Origin of the sequence: Natronoglycomyces albus (assembly GCF_016925535.1) — a bacterium.
Lineage (GTDB): Bacteria > Actinomycetota > Actinomycetes > Mycobacteriales > Micromonosporaceae > Natronoglycomyces > Natronoglycomyces albus.
The window spans coordinates 2,092,263-2,114,535 of record NZ_CP070496.1 but is presented as its reverse complement, the minus strand read 5'-3'; the positions used below and the strand labels follow the sequence as shown (position 1 = coordinate 2,114,535).

At 58.1% G+C, this 22,273-nt stretch carries 19 protein-coding genes; 11 read left to right on the top strand and 8 right to left on the bottom strand.

What is annotated here, in order from left to right:
* Window positions 1-22: 22 nt before the first annotated feature.
* The 6 genes from JQS30_RS08990 to JQS30_RS08965 all read right to left on the bottom strand — a co-directional run bounded on the left by JQS30_RS08990 (window position 23) and on the right by JQS30_RS08965 (window position 7,008).
* Window positions 23-1,027: a hypothetical protein gene (locus JQS30_RS08990; RefSeq protein ID WP_213169956.1), complete on the bottom strand. Its 1,005-nt coding sequence runs from the start codon at window positions 1,025-1,027 to the stop codon at window positions 23-25.
* Between the two features lie 775 nt (window positions 1,028-1,802).
* Window positions 1,803-2,078: a hypothetical protein gene (locus JQS30_RS08985; RefSeq protein ID WP_213169955.1), complete on the bottom strand. Its 276-nt coding sequence runs from the start codon at window positions 2,076-2,078 to the stop codon at window positions 1,803-1,805.
* A gap of 1,229 nt (window positions 2,079-3,307) precedes the next feature.
* Entirely contained in the window at window positions 3,308-4,099 is a 792-nt protein-coding gene (locus JQS30_RS08980) for a class I SAM-dependent methyltransferase (protein WP_213169954.1), read from the bottom strand.
* Between the two features lie 337 nt (window positions 4,100-4,436).
* Entirely contained in the window at window positions 4,437-5,315 is an 879-nt protein-coding gene (locus JQS30_RS08975) for a GNAT family N-acetyltransferase (protein WP_213169953.1), read from the bottom strand.
* Between the two features lie 669 nt (window positions 5,316-5,984).
* Entirely contained in the window at window positions 5,985-6,467 is a 483-nt protein-coding gene (locus JQS30_RS08970; protein ID WP_213169952.1) for an anthrone oxygenase family protein, read from the bottom strand.
* Window positions 6,468-6,813: 346 nt separating this feature from the next.
* Window positions 6,814-7,008, bottom strand: coding sequence for a hypothetical protein (locus JQS30_RS08965; RefSeq protein WP_213169951.1), 195 nt, complete (start codon window positions 7,006-7,008; stop codon window positions 6,814-6,816).
* A gap of 325 nt (window positions 7,009-7,333) precedes the next feature.
* Between JQS30_RS08965 and JQS30_RS08960 the strand changes: the two genes are divergently transcribed.
* Window positions 7,334-8,347, top strand: coding sequence for a pirin family protein (locus JQS30_RS08960; protein WP_213169950.1), 1,014 nt, complete (start codon window positions 7,334-7,336; stop codon window positions 8,345-8,347).
* A 284-nt stretch (window positions 8,348-8,631) separates the two neighbouring features.
* Here JQS30_RS08960 and JQS30_RS08955 read toward each other — a convergent pair whose 3' ends face one another.
* Both JQS30_RS08955 and JQS30_RS08950 read right to left on the bottom strand, forming a co-directional pair.
* Window positions 8,632-8,805: a DUF397 domain-containing protein gene (locus tag JQS30_RS08955; protein WP_213169949.1), complete on the bottom strand. Its 174-nt coding sequence runs from the start codon at window positions 8,803-8,805 to the stop codon at window positions 8,632-8,634.
* Complete coding sequence (locus tag JQS30_RS08950) at window positions 8,795-9,607, bottom strand: Scr1 family TA system antitoxin-like transcriptional regulator (RefSeq protein ID WP_213169948.1); 813 nt, start codon at window positions 9,605-9,607, stop codon at window positions 8,795-8,797. The genes JQS30_RS08955 and JQS30_RS08950 overlap by 11 nt, the downstream gene beginning before the upstream one ends.
* 434 nt (window positions 9,608-10,041) lie before the next feature.
* Here JQS30_RS08950 and JQS30_RS08945 point away from each other — a divergent pair, with 434 nt between their 5' ends.
* The 10 genes from JQS30_RS08945 (at window position 10,042) to coaE (ending at window position 22,164) form a co-directional block, all read left to right on the top strand.
* Window positions 10,042-10,320: a hypothetical protein gene (locus JQS30_RS08945; protein ID WP_213169947.1), complete on the top strand. Its 279-nt coding sequence runs from the start codon at window positions 10,042-10,044 to the stop codon at window positions 10,318-10,320.
* Entirely contained in the window at window positions 10,321-10,584 is a 264-nt protein-coding gene (locus tag JQS30_RS08940; RefSeq protein ID WP_213169946.1) for a hypothetical protein, read from the top strand.
* A 1,060-nt stretch (window positions 10,585-11,644) separates the two neighbouring features.
* Window positions 11,645-11,899, top strand: coding sequence for a hypothetical protein (locus tag JQS30_RS08935; protein ID WP_213169945.1), 255 nt, complete (start codon window positions 11,645-11,647; stop codon window positions 11,897-11,899).
* A 305-nt stretch (window positions 11,900-12,204) separates the two neighbouring features.
* Window positions 12,205-13,437, top strand: a complete 1,233-nt coding sequence (locus JQS30_RS08930; RefSeq protein ID WP_213169944.1) for a sensor histidine kinase — start codon at window positions 12,205-12,207, stop codon at window positions 13,435-13,437.
* Entirely contained in the window at window positions 13,434-14,084 is a 651-nt protein-coding gene (locus JQS30_RS08925) for a response regulator (protein ID WP_213169943.1), read from the top strand. Before JQS30_RS08930 ends, JQS30_RS08925 begins: the two co-directional genes overlap by 4 nt.
* Window positions 14,085-14,140: 56 nt before the next feature.
* Window positions 14,141-15,088, top strand: a complete 948-nt coding sequence (locus JQS30_RS08920; RefSeq protein WP_213169942.1) for an acyl-CoA thioester hydrolase/BAAT C-terminal domain-containing protein — start codon at window positions 14,141-14,143, stop codon at window positions 15,086-15,088.
* A 162-nt stretch (window positions 15,089-15,250) separates the two neighbouring features.
* Window positions 15,251-15,856 carry an ANTAR domain-containing response regulator gene (locus tag JQS30_RS08915; RefSeq protein ID WP_213169941.1) on the top strand — a complete coding sequence of 202 codons (606 nt, stop codon included), beginning with the start codon at window positions 15,251-15,253 and terminating at the stop codon, window positions 15,854-15,856.
* 98 nt (window positions 15,857-15,954) lie between these two features.
* Window positions 15,955-18,663: a DNA polymerase I gene (polA, locus tag JQS30_RS08910; protein WP_213169940.1), complete on the top strand. Its 2,709-nt coding sequence runs from the start codon at window positions 15,955-15,957 to the stop codon at window positions 18,661-18,663.
* Window positions 18,664-19,229: 566 nt separating this feature from the next.
* Window positions 19,230-20,753: a 30S ribosomal protein S1 gene (gene rpsA, locus JQS30_RS08905; RefSeq protein WP_213169939.1), complete on the top strand. Its 1,524-nt coding sequence runs from the start codon at window positions 19,230-19,232 to the stop codon at window positions 20,751-20,753.
* 220 nt (window positions 20,754-20,973) lie between these two features.
* Window positions 20,974-22,164, top strand: coding sequence for a dephospho-CoA kinase (gene coaE / locus JQS30_RS08900; RefSeq protein WP_213169938.1), 1,191 nt, complete (start codon window positions 20,974-20,976; stop codon window positions 22,162-22,164).
* Window positions 22,165-22,273 lie beyond the last annotated feature (109 nt).

Below are 22,273 nucleotides of genomic sequence, written 5' to 3'. Positions count from 1 at the left end.
CTCTTAATATGCCAATAGCAAACTACAGAAAGTAATGAGACTTGCGAATAGGTAAATTATTCAGCCGTAAATGCTGAAGCATCTCAGTTGCTATCTTATTAGCTTCTTCGACACGTTCGGACCAAGCAAATATTTGCACTTCATATTCTTTAAGAAAGGCGCCTACGCTATCCCAGAATATCTCAATGCGAGCTTCATCCAAACCTACCGTACTATTGCAATAGTAATCCGCAGTAGCGAGCTCTATTTCTTGAGATTTTAGGTCTGAGAATCCGTCGTCGTCAGGTCCATTCACTCCAGCGTCATTATAAATTTTAGGAGCCAAGCTGAAAGCAGCTTCTTGAGGGTCTTCCAATCCTGGAAAACCTTCCGCCGCCATACAACTTGACCATTCAATTTCTAGGTTTTCGAGGTCGCGATTAGAGAATACGGAATCCATTGCTTCTGCAGTGAAAGCATCATATGCATAATAGAGGCTTTGATGGTATTCAGTGATTTCCTCGCCAAACACTGAATGATATACTTCTCCCATACAGCCCTCAGTCGGATACGTTACTATTTCAGATCCGTCCGGCCAGGTAATTGGTATCCAACTTCCGTCACTTCCGTTTAGTTCTCTGTAATATTTGTCCTGCTCTGTTTCGCTAAGCCAAAGAAATTCACCAGGCTCTTCCAGCATGTCCGGGTGCATTTCAGAGGGTGATCTCCCGTACCCGTTTTCTTGGATAAATTCTTCATCCTGGTACATGAACTGGATTCCCATTCGAATCTCTATTTGGGGAAATGAAGCTGGAAATGGAGTCCGTGAGGAATCCGGTTCTCCAGGATGAATGTCAAATCCTTTGTCCTCCATGCACAAACGAGCGAGTCTTTCAAGCGTTTTTTCAAGCTCGTCTCCCTGGCTATAGCCATACTCAATGACACTTGAAATCTCACTTCGCTCACGCTCAGTCAACTTCTCCGCAGGCTGTGAACATGCAGCGACAATTAGCATCACTGAGACTAGGGCTATTTTCACGAACTTCATAAACGACTCCAAGTAAAGTTAGGTCAGGATTCCGATACTGCACATGCGTCGCACCCTTTATGAAGTCCTTGAAATGCCCTGGAGCCCTGATGGGTTGCGCGCGCCATCTGTGTACTTCCAGGTCTTAGTATGCGACTATCTACAGTGCGAAAGCCAGCCCACAACCTGCCTTGGCAGGAACCGGATTCCTTAATGGTTTCAGCAACGTATTCCGAACCATTGTTCCAACTACCGACCCAGTTTGATCCGCAATGACGGTGGATCGTGCGGTTGTCGCCTATCGTACTGCCTGCACCGGCAAAAGCTAGAGTGGAAAATAGGACGACTATAGTGGATAGTATTGCACAACGCGTTGCCCTCTTAAGAAACAAAATATAGGTCCTTTCAGATTTTTGTTTCCATAATTACTAACTAAGACTCGGATTGCAGTTGTCGCATCCTCGATGGATTCCATTGTCTGCCCTGTTCTGATAGGCCCAGCGGCGAATGCTTGCTTCGTCAGACGAACCTGCTGTTTCTTCCTGGCGATAATCATAAATTAGGCCGGCCCATAGTCGACCTGCACATGAACCATCTTGACGATCGGTCCGTGCCCAGGCCGTGTAGCCGTTTCCACCGCTTGATATATAGTTAGACCCACAATGCCTCTCTATAAGGCGGTTATTCCCTAGGGCCTCCGCTGGCTGGCTAAAGGTAACTATGAATCCTCCAATCAGAACTAGTGCCATAGAGAATTTCATGAGCGTGCCCATTATTGATTTCACTGTTATCGCTCCTAATTGATGTTATGTATATGAAACATTGCAACCGTCGCACCCGCGATGCATTCCTCTAGTGGCAGTTCGGTAACGACTAAAGCTAGCTTCGTAGCGGTTTCCTGCGACTTCACGTGCGCCAGCGGAACCTCCGCTAAGCCCTGCCCATAGTCTTCCTTGGCAAGAGCCGCTCTGTTTTCTGGTGACTGCTTGCCATTGCTGGAGTACTCCGGTATGAACAAAACTGGCAACCCAGTTAACGCCGCAATGCCTATGTATTTCTCGATTATTTCCAATCGCATGAGCCTCTTGAGAGGTAATTGCGAATGTAGCGAACATTAGTACCAAAGCTGAGAGCAGTGCTATGAACCTTGTCTTAGCTGCTTTTATCGAAATGCTGTTCACTGAATTCCTAAAATCTATAGGGATTTTATAATAAAGGGATTGTGCGGGATTTTGGGCATGAAACTTATGCAAAGATCTACGTCAGTAGCCGCACGAGGTAAGCTTTGCATAAGCAATAGAGCCAACGAGTGCGTCGAAGAAACATCTTTAGCATAGGTCGCTGGGCTAAATGAAAAACGAGAGGTAGACTTTTCTACGTCGGGACATACTACCAGTGTAGACCTTAGTTTCCTATGTAAAGATGACGGTCGCTATGCTTTGGCAAGATAATAGCGGTAGGTACGCGTCATAGGGCGGCCTAGTATTTGGATTAGACCGACGGTGGGCGACACATCTCGTTAATACAGGGCAGAGTTAGTGTATGAAGGGCGAATCTGACTCCAGTTAACGTTGGGGGCTAAGTGCAATGCAATGGCGCAACTGCAAGTCAGTCAGGACGCAAGTTGCAGGGGGCTGTAATCTTTGACGTCACGCACCCTAACATGTACGGTTCTCGCCCGCAAGCCCACGGGCGTATTGCCATCCCTTATCCGGACTGATGGCTCCACTGCCTGCGATAATGGCTGCGGAGCACCTGATTCTACGATGAAGGTGTTATGTACTTAAAGTGGCAGAGCTAATTACAGCGCGGTTGCGATGCGATGTAGACGATGCGCAGAGGAATGACTCCTGGTAGAAAACTAACATCGAAATACTTCGCCCTTCAGGAGGCATTCAGTTGCTGTTCTTGCAGATAGCTACTTACATATTGGTGGGCTTATGGCTGGTTGAAGTTGGTGTTAATACGAAGAATGCAGGCTGATAAAGATAAGTCACTGTCGTCTCTCAACTTCCGTTTGAGACTGGTCTTGAAGAAACGTGGCCGACTCAGGCTTAGTACTCGCTACGACCTGATGTCCGTGTAGGTCGTAAGTGCACTGGATGGCGAATCCAGGCGTGGGCCGTAGTCGTGCTGGGTCGTTGGCGTATAGGTCCGTGACGTATCCCGCCTAGGGCACACTTGCGCTTCTCGGAAAGCCTGTATCATCAGGTAGCCTCGCTCTAGTTAAGCGGCCGATTCCTCCGCATACGGCTCTGAGTATGGGCAAGTAACTAGCGTATTCCGCAGGCTGAGTTCGCGTCAGTTTGTTTTACGGCCAATCAGCGCCGCGACGCGAACATTTTCGGAGAAATCGAGTTCATCGCCCAGGCTTCGCCGTACCTGCTCAGCGAAGACAAGGCGTTCTGCTGCGCCCGGCAAATGGGTCGATAGAGCCGAAAAGACATTGCCGATCAATTGCTCCATGCTCAGTTGCGCGGTGTATTCGATAACAGTTTCCGCGACTGTCAATCCCACGGCCTCCATCTCCAGCCTGAAGCGGGCTCTTGAGGCGGAGTCGGTCCCGCAGTGATTGTCGGCCGAACGCCCCAACCAATCTTCCAGACAGTTCTTTATCGCCCGTGACCAGTCAGCGTCGTGAAGCCACAAGGGTGTCCCATTGGCGATGACAGAAACGGTCCCACCGGGTCGCAAGAGAGGCACGGAGTTGGTAAAGAGCTGCTTTTCATCCATGAGATGAATAGCCGTCGCGGTTGTGATCGCTCCCAGCGCTTCGTCCCCCAAGAGTCTCCGCAACGTCGGAAGGTCCTCATCGGTCCCGAACATCCACGAGATGTTGTCAATGCCCTTGTCGTTGGCGTTGGCGATAGCGTGAGCCAACATATCGGGTTCGGGGTCTAGCCCGATGACGGCCTTTACCCGCTTAGCGAGTGGCACGGTGAGCTGCCCGGTGCCGCAGCCAAGGTCGAGAACCCTGTCGTGCGGTTGTACTTCGAGGTTAGCGAGGAGAGATTCAACGACGTGATCAGGGAATCCACGACGGAAACGGGTATAGAGAGCGGCGACGTCGCCGCTAAAGGAACGTTGGGCCATGGCACCAGTGTGCGCCAGGAGCCCGTGCGTGGCCACTACATACGCTAGGGGCGTAATAGTTCTCGGTCTAGTGTGTATGCCTCATCCGAGGCTCTGACGAGAAAACTAATCGGCCCCGGCGCCGCTACTGACGTGTCGGTTTTGCTGGCTTAGCCCGGGCCAGAAAAGTAGGTAGGTTCTCGGCCGTTCCAGGCCCACCGAACTATCGGGCGTGCCGATACAGAGCTATCTGTAGTACCCGGGGCTATTAGTAGCAGGATATGCGCAGTTCAGTGTTGTGGAACGTGCATCAAAAAGTGGCCTCGCGAGACGGGGCTCCCGCGAGGCCGTCATTGTGTTAGAGCTTTCGTTCGAAGTCGGTGCGCTTCGACCTCGTGGTAAAGCCTGCTGCATCCAGCGTGGCCCGGATCGGCTTGTTGTCCACGGCCACACTTGCCGTAGCTTTGCTCAGTCCGCTCTTGTAAGCCATGTCCACCATCGCGTTGACTAGCTTGCCCCCAATGCCTTGCTTGCGAGCGCTCGGATCAACTCCGAGGTATCCCAAACAGAGTTCATCGTCAAGCGGCATCAGCGCGGCCACTCCATCGCAGCCATTGGGCCCCTGGTATGTCAGCCATGGTGTTTCCGAATTGCCGGAGGTCATCATGTCGCGGTAACCAATGGCAGCTTTTTCGGCTCCCAGTTCCGCCACTTGGTTACGGTCGTAGTCGTCAAGGCTGTGCGACATGGAAGCCGCCATGACAGCGGTGATGCTCGCATCCTGAGGTGACGTCTGTACCACCTCTGGGGCTACCGGTCGAGATGACGTATCTGCTTGCAGCTCCAGTCGTTCGCTGTCGGCCAGCCAGCCGTCTTCGGCGAGGGCCGCGCGCTTTCCAGCGGGGTCGGTATCGTCTTGATCGACGATCGTGGTGCCCAAGTTCGTCATGCCAGCAGCCCGAGCTCGATCGATGGCGCCTGTTATGAGTACCCGGTGAACTGGCGCGCTCTCAGGGTGGTCCAGGGGCGAATCCCACAGGTACAGGCGGGTAGCTCCGTCGGGATAGGTCACGATAGCGATGCGTCCCAAGTCGCGTTCGTCGTCGTGGGCGACCAGCACGTGCTCGGGCAGTAGGCTTCCTCGCTCGCTGTGGCCTTGCAAGCGGGAGAGATGAAGGGTGGGGTTATTCCCCAATCGTGCGAAGCGTTCGAGGTTGGCAACGGAAAGATGAATCATTGAATCTCCTGAGTAGATCCCGCACGGTTGCGAGATTGGCAAGACTAGACATGCGATAGTTCTCCCTTCTGTATTGAGCGGTCAGAGAATGACCTTCGAACAGTCGTGAAACGTTATCATGTGGTCGCGGGCGAACGCGCCTCATTTTCGTACGTGATCGCAACAGCGAGACCGCTACCAGGAAATAGGCGGCGGCGATGGCCAGGTTCCCGAGGAAGGAGCTGGCCCCCGGCGTATGGATGCGTTCGATCGCTGCCACGATGATGACGCCAGTACCCCAAATGAACGCGATCGTCAGCGATGGGGTCGCATAGCGGACTGGTAAAGGTGCGGCGATCAGCAGGGCGATCGAAGACATCAGGTCTGGCGAAGATGTTGACGGCGTTGAGTGTTGGCCCAACTGCCTGGAAGCTTATGGAAAGGGCTAACAGGGGCCGCGAGGAGACGGGCACGGAAGATGAGAGTCACATTAGACTCCTGTGAGGCTCAAGCAAGAGGTCTTGCCAGTGTTCGCATCTGTCGGTCAACCAGCCTAAACTTTGCCGAGGCGAGATTGCGTGCGCCCACTTTGCTGGGCCGCGTGGAACAGATACGCGAAAGATGTGTCTACAGGAGCCGATGCCAAGCCTCCGCCCATCGTGTCGAGGTGGCGGGCGCTGTCGATGATTGTCAGCGAACGAAGAGGGCAACCGCGAGGCAGAAGAAGGCTGCGAGGCTAGTGAGAGTGCGAACGTTGTTCCATCGATTCCAGCGCGTTTCAAATCGCTCCCGTGCCTGTGAGTGTGGCGTGGAATCCTCACCAGCCGCCGCCAGCGCGTTGTTGAGCGGCACATTGACCCGCCCTGTGATGACGAACGTGGACACATGTGCTGCGGCGGCCGCGACCAGCCAGGGGAGGAGGTCGCGATGCTCGCCGGGAATATGCGACCCAATGGCGACGATCGTCAGCAGCGGGCCGCCGATAAAGCTGGCCATGAACCAACCGTTGATGATGGCTTCGTTAATACCTTGGAAGCTAACGATGAATGATGTGTCGTCGGCCCTACCCAATCCAGGCATCACGGAGATTGAATAGGCGTAGAACAGTCCGGCGAGTAGTCCGCTGGTGAGCATTGCGGTCAAAAGCGAGGCACTTTGTAGAAACTCGATCATGGTCATCCTCCGCTGGTCGCCGACTTAAGAGCCACGCTAACAGTGTGTTGGGTGAGGGGCCATGTTCTTGCGTCGCCCATACCGAGGTGAGGCGCTACTGGGGCGGGCCCGGCCCAGGCGGATGTTCGAGCCTGGATCTAGATGAGGTGGCGTTAAGGCGAGGAAGTATCTTTCCCGCCGCACATCAGTTGTCATGTTCGGCCCATGCCTATCGTGCATTTCAAAGAGAAGCCAGTCACATCGTTTTCTATAGACCCTGCAGTCCCTCGTTTTCAGCCATCCACGCCCTAGGTAAAACAATGGCGCCACCGCGGTTAAGACCGATTGCGCGCTATGCGTCATCATGCTAGCTGGTTACAGTGGCCAAGAGGACTTTCTCGTCGCCAACGCCAAGGGTTCCCCCATCTCCAGAGTTGGAACCCGCTTCGGAGACGTGCAGCGCCACGAGAGTGGGTGACTCGGTCGAAAACACCATACTGAAATGTGGGCGGAGATCTTGGGCCACAAGGATTTCGGCCTCCAACGACGATTTCTTCTCCATAGGTGGCATCATCGATGCTCGCTTTGCGGGTGGTATCCAAAATCAGGCAAGAGTTCGATTTCCAACTCGACTTGGCCACAGTGTTCGAGCCCCTTACGGTGGCAGGGATGGCTGAGCTCATGCGTGGCCCGAGGGAGGAACCGTCCGAACTAGTGGTCGCTACAGAGATTGGCGATAGCGGCCCGTTGTCACTTGCTCAGCGTCGGCTTTGGATTCTCGAACAGGCTGGCGATGTCGGTGGTGCCTATTATTCACCGTTGGTACTGCGATAATCGTCCTCGGCGCTCATGTCCGCGTGGCACGATGGCCGCAAGGAGGAATCACTATGAGTAACGTCGAGGCCCGCCCAGACGAAATCCACTGTCACAGCGGAACCGGCTCCGAAACGTCAATCCAAGTGCTCTCTGGGCGCGAAGTCCCTCTAGGCGGTCCGAGGTCGATGCTGGTACGTCGAACGTTGCCTCATCGCGAGCGTTCGTTTATAGGAGCCTGGTGTTTTGTCGACCACTATGGCCCCGCTGACATCCGTGAGGCCAACGGCATGGACGTGCCTCCACACCCGCACACGGGTCTTCAAACCGTCTCATGGCTTTTCGAAGGGGAAATCGAACACCGCGACTCTGGTGGTGAACACGGCTTTGTGCGCCCCGGCGAGGTTAATCTCATGACTGGTGGACGAGGCATCGCCCATTCGGAGGTGTCTACGCCCTCGACAGCGATTCTGCACGGCCTGCAACTGTGGGTGGCCTTGCCTGAGGCCGACGCCGATGCCCCGCGCCAATTTACGCATCACGCCCCCGAACGCATCGCCCTGTCAGATCGCTCGGGCTGCCGAATCGTCGGCGGGGAGGCTCACGCCCGGGTATTTATCGGCTCGCTCGCGGGCGAGACCTCCCCGGTGCCAACATATTCCCCGCTATTGGGAGTCGAGATCACTATGGGCGCTGACGCAACTCTCGTGCTTGAGGTCCGCTCGGACTTCGAACATGGGGTGCTCGTAGATACCGGTGAGGTGGCAATGGAGGGAGTGCGGCTGGGTCCCGCTGATCTTGGCTGCCGTGACGCGGGCGCAAAGACTCTGCGGTTGAGGACGCTGAAATCGAGCCCGGCAAGGATTGTGCTCCTGGGCGGCGAGCCATTTGCCGAGGAGATTGTGATGTGGTGGAACTTCGTGGGACGCAGCCACGAGGAGATTGAGCGATTCCGCACTGAGTGGCAAAACGAAAGCGACCGGTTTGGTCAGGTTGAGGGCTACCAAGGCACCACTAAGCGGTTGCCAGCCCCACCGCTACCGGGAGGAACCCTGAAGGCTCGCAACCGACACGGTCGTCGGACGTAAGCCAACGTCATATCATCGAGTTTGTGGCCCGAACAACGATGGGGCGGCTCCGTGTAGTGGAGCCGCCCGATGCTGTGTGGAGTTGTGTCTCAAGAGCCCGCGTGCGCGCTGACAGTCCGAGTTGGTGATTCCCTCGGAGTCGAGAGTCTCGGATCGTTCACTCTCCGACGTAGAATCGCGAACCTTAGTTCCCAGCTTTGGTTCGTCCGCTTCCCAGCTTCGTGTCGAAAAATGATCTATCGCCGCTGATCAGCCCACCTGACGCGACGCTCTTGGATATGTAGTTACTTCGTGGACCGCAGGAACCCGGAGAAATCCTCGCGGGTCATGCCGAACACGGGGGAGTTGTCTCCGAGTTTCGAGTCACGGACGCAAAACGCCCCACCACTGGCTTTCGTCTCGACGCAGTTGCCGGTACTGCCACTGCGCGAGCTCTTGCGCCAAACATTACGTGCCATCTATATACTCCTTGATCGGAATTGCGCGGTCCCACATTCCTTTGTAGGCTTGATCATAAGCCTGGACCCTGTGTTGCTCCTCGATATACAAGCTCGTGTCCAGAGTCTCCACGTAACTGAACGCGGGCCCAGCGTGCTTGAAGCCCGCTGGTTTCAGGACATCGAACCCACCTCGCATACCTGGGTGAGGTTGCTGAATGACCCGGATTTCCCAGCCCGGGAGCTCAGCGCTCTCCAACAGATAGTCAACTTGCTTGCGCCGGTTCTCGATGTGGTCGAGAAACCGGATGGAGTCCCCGCCTAGGATTACCCTGGTGGTCGGGACCGGCTCGCGGTCCCGATACTCCTTTTGCCTACTGCTCTTAACCTGCCAGGTCCGCGACAGGATGTTCTCATCGACCCGGTAGTCGCGTGTAAGCGGACTGAAGTGGTACTCCTCAGTTTGGAGGACACCGGGTATGAATTGCGGCTCCCATTTGCTGACTTCGCCGTAGAAGCGTTCGGCGTGAGCGAGACAGTAGATATCGTGGATGTCAACGAGGTCGTCCACCAACCCTGTGGTGCGATGCTGTCGGATCACGGCTTCCAGGTATTCCGTGCGTTCAGCGGTGGCACCAAGGTGATGACAAATGCCCCTGATCGAGTCCAGTGCCGGGAGGCTGGTTCCTGCCTCCCAAGCCGCAATCGTGTTGCGGTGTCGCATCATGAGTGCGCCTGCCCGTTCTTGGGAAAGGCCCGCCTCATTGCGAAGTGTGCGGATCTCAGTCGCTACAAACCAAGCCGCCAACTTTGACATTGCCATTGGCACTCCGTAAGCCTCGTAACAATCTTCACACCGTAGCAGGAGCATTTCACAATGTCACCCGCACAAAATTTGTGCAACGGTTGCGTGTGTCCAAGCAATGTGGTGAGAGAACTCGGCCGCAGATTATGCTTGCTACCAGGACAAATGCTCTTCTATTCTCATAATTGGTGGGGCAATCTTCACCCTCAGAGACGCTGCGGTGGAAGCAATCTCGTTTGGGACCAACGGGATTCACGATGCGAAGCCGGGGTGGTCCTGGGTATCACAATGGCGACCTGCCAGGGAAAACGGTCAACTATTGACGGGTCGTCTTGACATTACGAGGAGCTACTCGCAATGCCACGGCAGACAGAACTGTCGGATTTCCGATACAGAGGGATGCGAACAGCTGGGGACGAGCACTTTTCGGTGGTGGGAAACCGGTGGTGCTGATGAGAGACTTCAAGCCGACCTCTGACTCAGTGGTGGAATTCGTCTTCAAATCCGACACGTACATGGTGTCTCCACATGCGGCACGTGGATCGGCATTGGCACTGAATCTCCAGGGACAGTGCATGGTGATCCCGGTGGCCACGATTTTGGTGTCGCGCGGGTTCATAACCGATACTGATTGGGAAACCCCGTTCAGCGGCCGCAGTCGCGAATGGCAGGACGCGCTTCTGGCAGCAGCTGAGGCGAACTTTGACTCTGCCCTGAAGGGGGTGGGCTAAATGTCGGCCAGCATTGAACCTGGCAAACACTATGGCTCGTTTCCCAACCAGGCGCACATGTACCACCTTTATGGCTCAAACCATGGCGATTCGCTCGACATCTATCGCAGTGATACCCGTACCGGCAGTCCGCTGGGACGCGCGTATCTCACGCCCAAGGGCGGTTGGTGGATCATGTGGTACGTGTTTGGCTCCGCCGGTGATGGCCTGACTGACTTCCACGCGAATTTGGTTGAGTTCACCAGTAAACATCCGGAATTCTGACCCACAAAAGCCTGCCTGCGGTGATGTTAGGGCAGGGCGGCCCATCTCCAATATGCTTGGCGATTGTCTTTGCAACGTGGAGGCGATCCAAACACGGACGTCAACTCTGTGCGGTTTCACAGACTCCGTGCCTCGTGATGGCAGGCGTATTGGAGATGGGCTGTCTCGTGCTCCGAACAAACCCCTCTCGCCGCGCTGGCTACGCCGCCTCCTCAGCGAGGTTTTGTCCGAGTGAGGTTTCAGGGGGCGATCGGAGGTGCGTACATCGGGGCAACGAGCCGGGGACAAGGTAGGAAGCACCCTGTGGGTGAGTAAGCCTCGAAGGTCGGTGATGTCGTATGAGCAGGCGTCCCGTGTCCGGTAGTGGTAGGCAAGCGTCGCGGCCCCCAAGCCCAGAGCCCACAGTGGCCACAGCAAACCCGGATTGGCCAACAGATGGTCAGTATCTGACCAGTCCGCCACTACCAGTAGCGTCGAGGCAGCCGAGCCGATGCACAGGGCGACGATGGAGGCAAACGTGATCGGAAAGGCCCGCGGCACTCGCTTTCCGGCCAGCCCTAGCACCCAGCGCGGCCATACGACACCCCATCGCTGCACGAGGCCCAACGTCAAGAGTGCCCCCAGCAGCCCAAACAAGCCTAGATACAGACCTGCCCACACCGAACCGTCCTGGTGCATCTGATCGAGAAACTCGCTGGAAATCCCGACCGGCGAGCCGAGCGTCCACGCCAATCGTGTGACCACATACAGCAGAGGGCCAACTAGCGAAACGTAGACGGCCCAACGGCCCCACCTGGCGGCCGATTTCGGAGAGGTCCAGTCCTCCTCCACTCCCGGTTGCCGTCCGCAGTGGACACATCGGCCTGATGATCGGCGAAGAAACGCGATGGCGGTCAGCGACCACAACAAGCCCCCAAACATGAGGACAAAGAGATTGAGAGTGGTCCAGGGGTAAACCAGGGAGAAAAACTCCGCATATGAATCGCTTGGCCACCCCAAAGGTGTGCCCACGAGGCCCAACGGCGTGTATGCCAGAGCCATAAGGGGCCGGTGGTCAGGAATGACAACAACAAGAGAAACCGCCCAGGTGATGGCCCACAAACTCAACCCCACCCCAATGGTTTTCGGCGCGGTGCCGCGTGCCATCAAAAGCGCGACAACCGCACCGGCCACACCCAGCGCAGCGATCCACGGCCCCATGCTCCCGGCCGTCTCCGCGCCAAACAACGTGTGGCTGCGGACCTCCTCCGGCTCTGCCTCGCCGAACGGAAACCCGGGCATTCCCATAGTCCACAGTCCTCCCAGCAGGCCGTAGAATCCTGACCAGGCAGCCGCCGCGTAGCCCGACCAATCAGGCCAAGCCCGCAGCCCGCGCCGAAGCCACCCAGGACTATGTGGGCCGGGCTGGACCTCGCTCGAATCGTTGACAGATGCCGACAAGGTGATCTTTGGTCGCATGATGCAGTCCCTACCGAGGTGGCTTTTTCGCTGACCACTCCATGCTCGTTCCAGCCCAACCCCGGGCCCAGATGCCGATCGGCCTCAAAACCGGACCCAGAAAGGCCTCAATATGCCGATCGGCACAGGTGAGACAGCTCCGCACTCCCTAGACTTAAACCTGTGAGCGACTCCGCCCTTCCCTATCAGCGAGCCCGCCTATTGGCGGGAACGTTCGTCGTGAGCGCGTTGAGTATCGCCGCACTCGGGAATCCTTGGTCGATTCCGCTCGCGACCGTCAGCAGCGCTGTCGCCATCACGTTGCTGTGGTGGCCGCGCTCGCGGTCGTGGTTGCCCGCCCTCACAGGCATCAGCGGAGCCGTATCGCTACTAGTCACGATGTTGGAAATTCGTTTCGAGACGCTAGCGGTTCCTCCCAGTGGGATGGTCGAGTCACTCTTGCTGTGCGTACTGGTGGGCCTCTTGGGTCGCTTCTCTCCGCCGGCCAGCGCCATCATCGCCGGAGTCCTCGCAGCTTTGGCAGTTGCCACGAGCATCTACCGTGTCGCGCCTGGAGAGCACTTTGAACCTCTCAGTGGCCAGGAGTTGTTCTATGCCGCGGCCTTTTGGGCCTTGGGGCCCATCGGCGCGGCAATCGCCGGGGTCTACCTGCGTTACGTGGAGAACCGTCGCCAGCGGGCAATCGCCGACGCCCAGCACGATGAGCGACTTCGCCTCGCCCACGATCTACACGACTATGTGGCCCACGACATCAGTGGAATGATTGCCCAGGCCCAGGCCGCACAAGTGGTCATCGACTCGGCGGCAGGGGGCACGAGAGACGCGGTGCTCAAGGAGTCGCTAGCTCGGATCGAGACGGCCGGGATCGCGGCAATGACCTCCATGGACCGCACAGTGTCTCTGCTACGTGCCACACAACGCTGCGAGGACAACGCGCCAGCAATCCCCGTGAGCTTGCCGGGCCTGGCCGAACTTCCAGACTTGATGGAGCGCTTCGCAACCTCGGTCACCGCCCAGGTCACTAGCGTGATTGAAGTAGAAGCCCACGAGGTACCGCGCGAGATCGGAAGCACCGTATATCGACTGATTGTGGAAGCCCTCACCAACGTACGGCGGCACGCCCCAACCGCCACTGACATATCAGTAGCCGTCACCAACGACTTCAATGAGGTGGTGGTCGTCGTCGAGAACAACGCGGGAGGACTCGCTTGCGCCAATGTCCGACCCCGTGGCGGAGTGGGACTCCCTTCCCTAAACGAGCGCACCGAAGCTCTCGCCGGTAGGCTCACCGCCGGGCCGACCCGCGACGGTTGGCGCCTCGAGGCGCGGCTTCCGCTCGAAATCCACACTCACCGCAACCCGACGCAACCGACGAATGAGGGCAAAGACTCATGACGATCCGAGTCCTCCTCGCCGACGACCAAGAGGCGATTCGCAGCGCGTTCCGCATGGTCATCGACGCACAACCCGACATGAGTGTTATCGCTGAAGCAGCAGATGGGCACAGCGCCCTCTCCCAGGCCCGCCAGATCGAACCGGATGTGATTCTTGCCGACATTCGCATGCCAGGAATGGACGGACTCGAACTCACCAGCGCGCTGGCGGGCCCCGACATAGAAAAACCCATGAAGGTCGTCGTCGTCACCACCTTCGATCTGGACAGTTACGTCTACGCCGCGCTACGAGGCGGCGCGTGTGGTTTTCTGCTGAAGCGGTCCGGTCCCACCCTCATGGTCGAGGCTATTCGCGCCGCCGTAGCCGGAGACTCCCTCATTAGCCCACAGGTCACAGTGCGGCTGTTGCGCCATTTGCGGGAAGGTGCTACTGCTGGGCCAGCCCTCACCAGCCTGACCGATCGTGAGCTGGAAGTCACACGGCTAGTCGCCCAGGGGTTGAGTAACTCCGAGATAGCCCAGGCCCTGTTCATCAGTGCTGGAACCGCGAAGAACCACCTGGCCAACATTCAACAGAAACTTAGGGTGCGCAACCGCGTCGAAGTAGCGGGGTGGGCTTGGTCGCAGGGAATCGCATCTGCCCGGTGACCACAATCGTGCGCTGAGACGCCCGCGCCTAACAGAGACCGTCTACGGTGAACAACATGAGTATCGAATCGGATCGCGAAACGTTGCGCGAATACGGGCTCACCGGAGTGTTGTGTCGCCCCACCGACATTGAATCCGACGCGGCGGTCATCATGCTGGGCGGTTCTGAAGGCGGCATGCACGAACGTGACGCCGCGGCTTTGGCCGAAGCAGGGTTCACCGCCCTAGCGTTGGCATACTTCGCCGCGGGGGACAGGCCACCAGTTCTCAAGGACATCCCTTTGGAGTACTTCTCCGAAGCTGTGACCTTTCTTGAGGAACAGGGCTTCGCGGCAGGCTCGATCGGCCTGCTCGGTGGCTCTCGTGGCGGCGAGGCTTCGCTGCTCTACGCCAGCCGAGACAGCCGAATCGGCGCTGTTGTCAGCGTGGTTGGTAGCGGCATTGTCACCGAGGGAATCGACTACTACCAGGGGCGGCTGGACGACATCGTGCGCGCCGGGACCAACTCGTGGACAGAACAAGGGCAGGCCATCACCTATCTGCCCTATTCGCCGCCGGAGGATCTTAGCCATCGCATTGACTTGAAAGTGCCCATCCCGCTGCGTGATGTCTTCCCTGAGGTTCCCCTTGACCCAGACCACCTGGAACAGGTGGCCATTTCCGTCGAATGGATTCGGGGGGCGGTGCTGCTCATCAGTGCCGAGGACGACCAGATGTGGGACTCGGTGAGCTACTCCCAAGTCGCGTATGAACGACTACGCGAACACGAACACCCCTATCCGTTTGACCACATTGTCCTAGCTGGCGCTGGCCATTCCGTCGCCGGACCACCCGGTGCTCAGCCCCAGACGTCGACCACCAGCCCTGGCCCGGGCGTCATCTTCGAACTAGGCGGCACTCCCGAACGCAACACGGAAGCTCGCGCCGAAGCCTGGCGTATGTCGTGCGAGTTCCTGCGTACTCATCTACCCCGACCCATGCAAGAGGCAATGCAGGAGGACTAGCGCTCTCAACGGGCGTCACACCACACCAGCGCAGGAAAATCGTGAGGGAGGCGATAGCCCCATGACCGGGCGGGTACTGACCGGTTACTCTTACACGCAAGGTGAGCCGGAACTAAACTCACGGTCCAACTCGACACCCGGGTAGGAAAGGGACAAGCGAACATGAGCAAGGCTGAGGTCCCGCGCAAGCGGGTGCTCATCGCCGAGGACGAAGGCCTGATCCGCCTCGACTTGGCCGAGATGCTCACCGAAGAGGGATACGACGTGGTCGCCGAAGCGGCGGACGGCGAAGCCGCCGTCCAGCTGGCCACGGAACACGAACCCGACCTGGTGATCTGTGACATTCAAATGCCGATCATGGACGGCCTGCAAGCAGCGGAGAAGATTGTCTCCGCTCGCATCGCCCCCGTGGTCATCCTGACCGCGTTCAGCCAGCGGGATCTCATCGCCCGCGCCCAGAGCGCCGGAGCGATGGCCTACCTGGTGAAGCCGTTCCAAAAGAGCGACCTGGTGCCGGCTATCGAGCTGTCGCTCACTCGCTTCCAGGAAATGGTGGCCCTGGAAAAAGAGGTTGAGAACCTCACCGATCGTCTTGAAGTACGCAAACTGGTCGACCGTGCCAAGGGCCTCCTCATGACTCAATACGGCATGGCCGAGCCCGATGCCTTCCGTTGGATCCAACGTGCCGCGATGGACCATCGCCTGTCAATGAAGGACGTCGCTCAACGCATTGTCGACGAGGCCGACGCGAAGGAAGCCAGCGAATAGCCGACCACGGGCATCAACCCCCATAGACGACTCGGGTGGCCACGCGAAGCGTGGCCACCCACGCTTTTGTCATACTCCGCCGATAAGCTCAAGGAGTGATGGCTTCCCAAAAAACTCGACTGCTGCTGATCGACGGCCACTCCATGGCCTTCCGGGCGTTCTTCGCACTACCGGCGGAGAACTTCTCGACCTCCACCGGGCAAACCACCAATGCCATCTATGGCTTCGCCTCGATGCTCATTGGACTTCTGCGCGAGGAAAGACCCACCCACGTGGCTGTGGCATTCGACGTTTCCCGCCACACCTTCCGCACCGAGAAATACGCCGACTACAAAGCAGGGCGTGACGAGACCCCACAGGAATTCAAGAGCCAGATCCCGCTGATCAAGGAACTGCTCGACGCGTTCAACATCTGCTGGATCGAAAAGGCCACCTACGAGGCTGACGACATCATCGCCACCCTCGCCGCCCACGCTCAACGACAGGGCTGGGAAACGCTGATTTCCTCAGGCGACCGCGACGCGATCCAACTGGTCAACGACACCACCACCCTGCTCTACCCCGTCAAAGGCGTCACCGAACTCAAGCGCTATACGCCCGAGTCCGTCGAAGAGAAGTATCTGGTCAGGCCCGACCGATATCGCGATCTTGCGGCTTTGGTTGGGGAGAAATCCGACAACCTTTCCGGAGTGCCCGGAGTCGGCGGAAAGACGGCCGCCAAGTGGATAAACAAGTACGGCAGCCTAGAACAGATCATCGACTCCGCCGACTCCATCGGCGGCAAGGTCGGACAAAGCTTTCGTGACCACCTAGACGACGTACGCCGCAATTACGATCTCAACCGCCTCCTCGATGACGTCGATCTCGACCGTGACCTCGCGGACGTGACGTGGCAAGGCTGGTCTCAGGAGGCCACGAACTCCCTGTTCGACACTCTCGAATTTCGAGGCCTGGGGGAGAGACTCAACCGGCAGCTCTCGGAGTTTTCCCTAGGCGACGGCATTGTGACCGAGCCCGAGGACGTTCTCGACCTATCCGCTGTGGCTCTGGAACCAGGAAACCTTGGCCAGTGGTTTGACGACCACGCCACGGGCCCGATTGGCATCGCCTATCGTGGCACGTTCGCCGCTGGCGGTGGCGAGATCGAGGCGGTGGCGCTGGCGGCGGGATCCGAAGCGCTGTGGTTCGAACCCTCGCAGCTCAATGAGGACGACGAGTCCGCGTGGGCTACATGGTTGGCTGACTGCGCGCGACCGAAGGTGTTGCACAACCTCAAACACTTCTTGTGGGGTGCCGCTTCGGTCGGATGGCCGCGCGTGGAGGGCATGGAGTGCGACACATTGCTCGCGGCTTATTTGGTTCGGCCCGAACAGCGCGGATATGAGTTGTCCGACCTATGTCAGCAGTATTTGGGACGGACACTGGATGAGCATCAAGCAGCCACGGCCGAAGAGGGCACGCTAGCGGGCCTTGACGAGGCCGGGAGCGATACGCGGGTTCTTTTGGCCGCCGACTGCGCCGCTGCCGCGGCTATCGCGGAGCTGGCCGTTGAACTGCGCAAGGCACTGGAAGAACGTCATGTCTCGAAGCTGGCCTCCACGCTGGAATACCCGGTAGGGGTCGTGTTGGCGAACATGGAGACGGTCGGCATCGCCGCTGACGACGACCACTTCTCAGGCCTGGAGGACCGTTTCTCCACTCTTGCCAAGGAGGCCACCGACGAGGTCTATCGCATTGTCGGCAAGCAGTTCAACCTTCGTTCGCCCAAACAATTGCAGCAGGTGTTGTTTGAGGATCTCGGTATGCCCAAGACCAAGCGCACCAAGACTGGCTACACCACAGACGCCGAGGCGCTGCAACAATTGTTCGCCAAGACCGGTCATCCGTCGCTGGAACAATTGCTGCGTTTCCGTGACTCCGAGAAACTCAAGCAGATCGTGGCGGGGCTGCGTGGCACCATCCAAAGCGATGGACGCATCCACACCACGTTCCATCAGACTGTCGCGGCCACGGGGAGGCTCTCCTCCATTGATCCCAACTTGCAAAATGTTCCCGTGCGAAGCCAGGCTGGGCGTGACATTCGCGATGGCTTCGTCGTCGGCTCTGGTTATGACACGCTCATGACCATTGACTATTCACAGATCGAGATGCGGATTATGGCGCATCTATCGCAAGACGAGGGTCTGATCGACGCATTCCGCACTGGCGAGGATCTGCATTCGACGGTGGCCGCCGCCGTGTTCTCAGTGCCGACAAATGAAGTCTCCGCCGAGCAACGTCGCCGCATCAAGGCGATGTCCTATGGCTTGGCCTACGGCCTGTCGCCCTATGGACTCAGCCAACAATTGGGTATCTCGGCCGAGGAGGCCCGCCAACTGACCGAGACCTATTTCGAACGGTTCGGGGGCGTGCGTGACTACTTGCACAGAGTCGTGGAAAAGGCACGTCATGACGGCTATACCGAGACCATGATGGGGCGGCGACGCTACTTTCCAGAATTGATGTCGGACAACCGGCAACGTCGGGAAATGGCGGAGAGAGCGGCTCTCAACGCGCCTATCCAGGGCACGGCCGCCGACATAATGAAGGTCGCCATGTTGAAGGTGGATCGTGAGCTGGAATCACGCAAGCTCGATTCTCGGGTATTGCTACAGGTACACGATGAATTGGTGATTGAGGTGGCCAAGGGGGAGCGCGAGCAGCTGGAACAAGTTGTCAGCGATGCGATGGGCGCGGCAGGTGAGCTGTCGGTTCCGCTTGCGGTGTCTGCTGGCTACGGTCGTACCTGGGATGAAGCAGCCCACTGAGGTACACCAGGACGGGCCGGTACCCAGTTCCACCGCTGGCCCATGCCTGCCATGGGTGAGGAGATACGGCACGAGAGACGCTTATCGAAATCACAGCCTTGTGTAACTGCTCGGATTACCTGGGCGTGCTGATGTGAAGTTCCTCTCTTCGAAAAGGTCGGCCTCGCCGACCCACCTCCGACCAGCTGTTCGGTCACGTTTTTGCGTGGGCCCAGACACCGATGCGCAATGCCACTGGCATTGGTGATATCGCGCAGGGTAACCTTGAACATGGTGTGAGTTATGCCTGTGACCTCGGAAGGGAGCAGGTCACATGCTAGGCGTTTAAGCAGCAAAAACATTGTTTCGTACCAGGCTTAGGCTGTGGCTGGATCGAGAAACTAGCTGGAACGTGAATTTGGCGGCTCATCGCTTCCGACACCGTGGATGGACGAAGTCCATCCACGCGGATCGAGTGATGGAAGTCTGGCAGGGCGACTCAGACCAGATTCTGACGAGCATTCGCGGCCGTGCACGCGGCGCGGACGCGAGTTGACATAACGAACGTATCCGGAGCACCAGCCCACATGACGAGCAGCATCGAGGCCACCTCGAGCAACGCCGCTGAGAATAGCACCAAGGTTGACGAATTTTCCTCTGACGAGGATCTCCTTGCCGCGATTGACGCGACGATCAAATACTTTAACGACGGCGATATCGTAGAAGGTACCGTCGTCAAGGTCGATCGGGACGAAGTCCTTCTCGACATCGGCTACAAGACCGAGGGTGTCATCCCCTCGCGCGAACTGTCGATCAAACACGATGTCGACCCCAGCGACGTTGTTGCCGTGGGCGACCACGTTGAGGCCTTGGTTCTTCAGAAAGAAGACAAAGAAGGCCGCCTGATCCTGTCGAAGAAGCGCGCCCAGTACGAGCGCGCCTGGGGCACCATCGAAAAGATCCGCGAAGAGGACGGCGTCGTACGTGGCTCCGTCATCGAAGTGGTCAAGGGTGGCCTCATCCTCGACATCGGCCTCCGTGGCTTCCTGCCCGCCTCGCTGGTGGAGATGCGCCGCGTTCGCGACCTGCAGCCGTATGTGGGCCGGGAACTCGAAGCCAAGATCATCGAACTGGACAAGAACCGCAACAACGTGGTCCTGTCTCGTCGTGCTTGGCTGGAGCAGACCCAGTCCGAGGTCCGCACCGAGTTCCTGCACCAGCTCGCCAAGGGCCAGGTGCGCAAGGGTGTCGTGTCCTCGATCGTCAACTTCGGTGCGTTCGTTGACCTGGGCGGCGTGGACGGTCTGGTCCACGTTTCCGAGCTGTCCTGGAAGCACATCGACCACCCCAACGAGGTCGTCGAAGTCGGCCAGCCCGTTGAGGTTGAAGTTCTCGAGGTCGACTTGGAACGCGAGCGCGTCTCGCTGTCTCTCAAGGCCACCCAGGAAGACCCGTGGCGTCAGTTCGCTCGTACCCACGCCATCGGCCAGATTGTTCCAGGCAAGGTCACCAAGCTGGTTCCCTTCGGTGCGTTCGTGCGCGTCGAGGATGGTATCGAAGGCCTCGTGCACATCTCCGAGTTGGCCGAGCGCCACGTGGAGGTGCCCGAGCAGGTCGTCAAGGTCGGCAGCGAGTGCATGGTGAAGGTCATCGACATTGACCTGGACCGTCGCCGTATCTCCTTGTCGCTCAAGCAGGCCAACGAAGCGTATGTTGAGGCCGAAGAGCAGTTCGACCCGACGCTGTACGGCATGGCCGCTCAGTACGACGACCAGGGCAATTACATCTACCCGGACGGGTTCGACCCCGACACCGGCGAATGGATGGAAGGCTTCGACGAAGCTCGCGAAGAGTGGGAGCGTCAGTACGCCGACGCCCGTGCCCGTTGGGAAGAACACGGCAAGCAAATCTCCGAGCAGGTCATCTCCGAGCCGCCGGCTAAGCCCGTCAGCTCCGAAGGCGATGACAGCGACGGCGGCTCGTCCTCGAGCTCTAGTGGCGAGGAGAAGAAGGCCAGCAAGAAGAAGTCCGAGGCTCCGCAGGAGCCCTCGGGCACCCTGGCCACTGACGAGGCTCTCGCGGCACTGCGTGAGAAGCTAGCTGGTAACTAAGTTCCAGGCGAGGCGACTCGTCGGTACGTGGTTGATTGACTGATTGCCATAGTGGCGAAGTCTTTGCAACGTCAACTGGCCCCACACCGCATGGTGTGGGGCCAGTTTCATGCCCACAAGTCGGTATGAGGTCACTCGTTTGGGAACAATTCAGCGACACGTTGCCGATTGGTGCAGGGTTGTTGCGTTGGGACGAATGTGCATTTGCGAAACTATAAGAATGCTTAAAGTTGGACTGACCGGTGGCATCGGCGCGGGAAAATCCACGGTTGCCACCATATTGGCCGAATTCGGAGCTTTCGTTGTCGATGCCGATCGTCTGGCACATGAGGTGGTGGCCCCTGGATCTGATGGCCTGGCAAAAGTGATCCGACACTTTGGCCGTGGCATCCTCACCGAGGAGGGTTCACTTGATCGCAAGGCGCTAGCCCAGCGCGTATTCGGCGACGACGTGGCTCGGGCGCAGCTAGAGGCGATCATTCATCCTCTCGTGCGCGAGCGTGCGAATGAACTTGTGCAACGCCAAAGCGAAGACACCATTGTGGTTGAAGATATCCCCTTGCTGGTGGAGACGCGCAGCGCTCCGCATTTTCACCTAGTCATCGATGTCGAGGCTCCACATGTACTGCGTCTGCAGCGTCTGGCTGAGCGAGGGATGGCTGCCGAGGACGCACAAAGGCGCATCAACGCCCAAGCGTCGGACCGACAGCGGCGCGAGGCTTGCGACGTGGTGATAGAGAACAGTGGCGACGTCGATCACTTGCGTGCCGAGTTGCGGCGGCTGTGGACCGAACGGATCGAACCGGCCTCGGAGAATTTGCGTCTGCGGCGTGCCGCGACCCGGCCCGAGAAGCTGCAGCTGGTGGAGCCCGATCCAGAGTGGGCGCATCGCTTCGAACGGATTGCGGCGCGCCTTCGATATGCGATGGGGCCCAATGCTTTGCGTATTGACCATACTGGATCAACCGCGATCTGGGGCCTCAAGGCCAAGGACGTGATCGATGTCCAGGTGACAGTTCTACGTTTGTCGGTTGTGGATTCCCTGGAATCACAACTCAACGGAGCTGGCTTTTTCGGGCGAACAATGTTTGACGAGCCGAAACCCGAGTTTCCAGAACAGAGCCAGTGGGAGAAACGCCTGTACGGGTCGATAGACCCAGGCAACATCACGCACATTCACATGCGCCAGGTAGGGACTCCAGGTCAGCGCTACGCGCTGATGTTCCGCGACTGGTTGCGAGATGACATCGAGTCACGTAACGCCTATGCGGAAATCAAGGAACGAGCCGCCGCCAACAACGAGTCCACCACAGAGTATGTGGGAGCGAAGGAACCGTGGTTTGGACAGTTCGGTTGGCCAGGGGCTCATGAGTGGGCCGCCAAGACTGGGTGGAGGCCGCCACTGTGCTGACCACTGGCTAGCGCCGAGGTGGCATTAGCGGTCATTGAACTAAGCCGGTGTGGGGATGGAGAAACAGTCGACTGTTTCTCCATCCCCACACCGGCTTTCTAGACCGCGA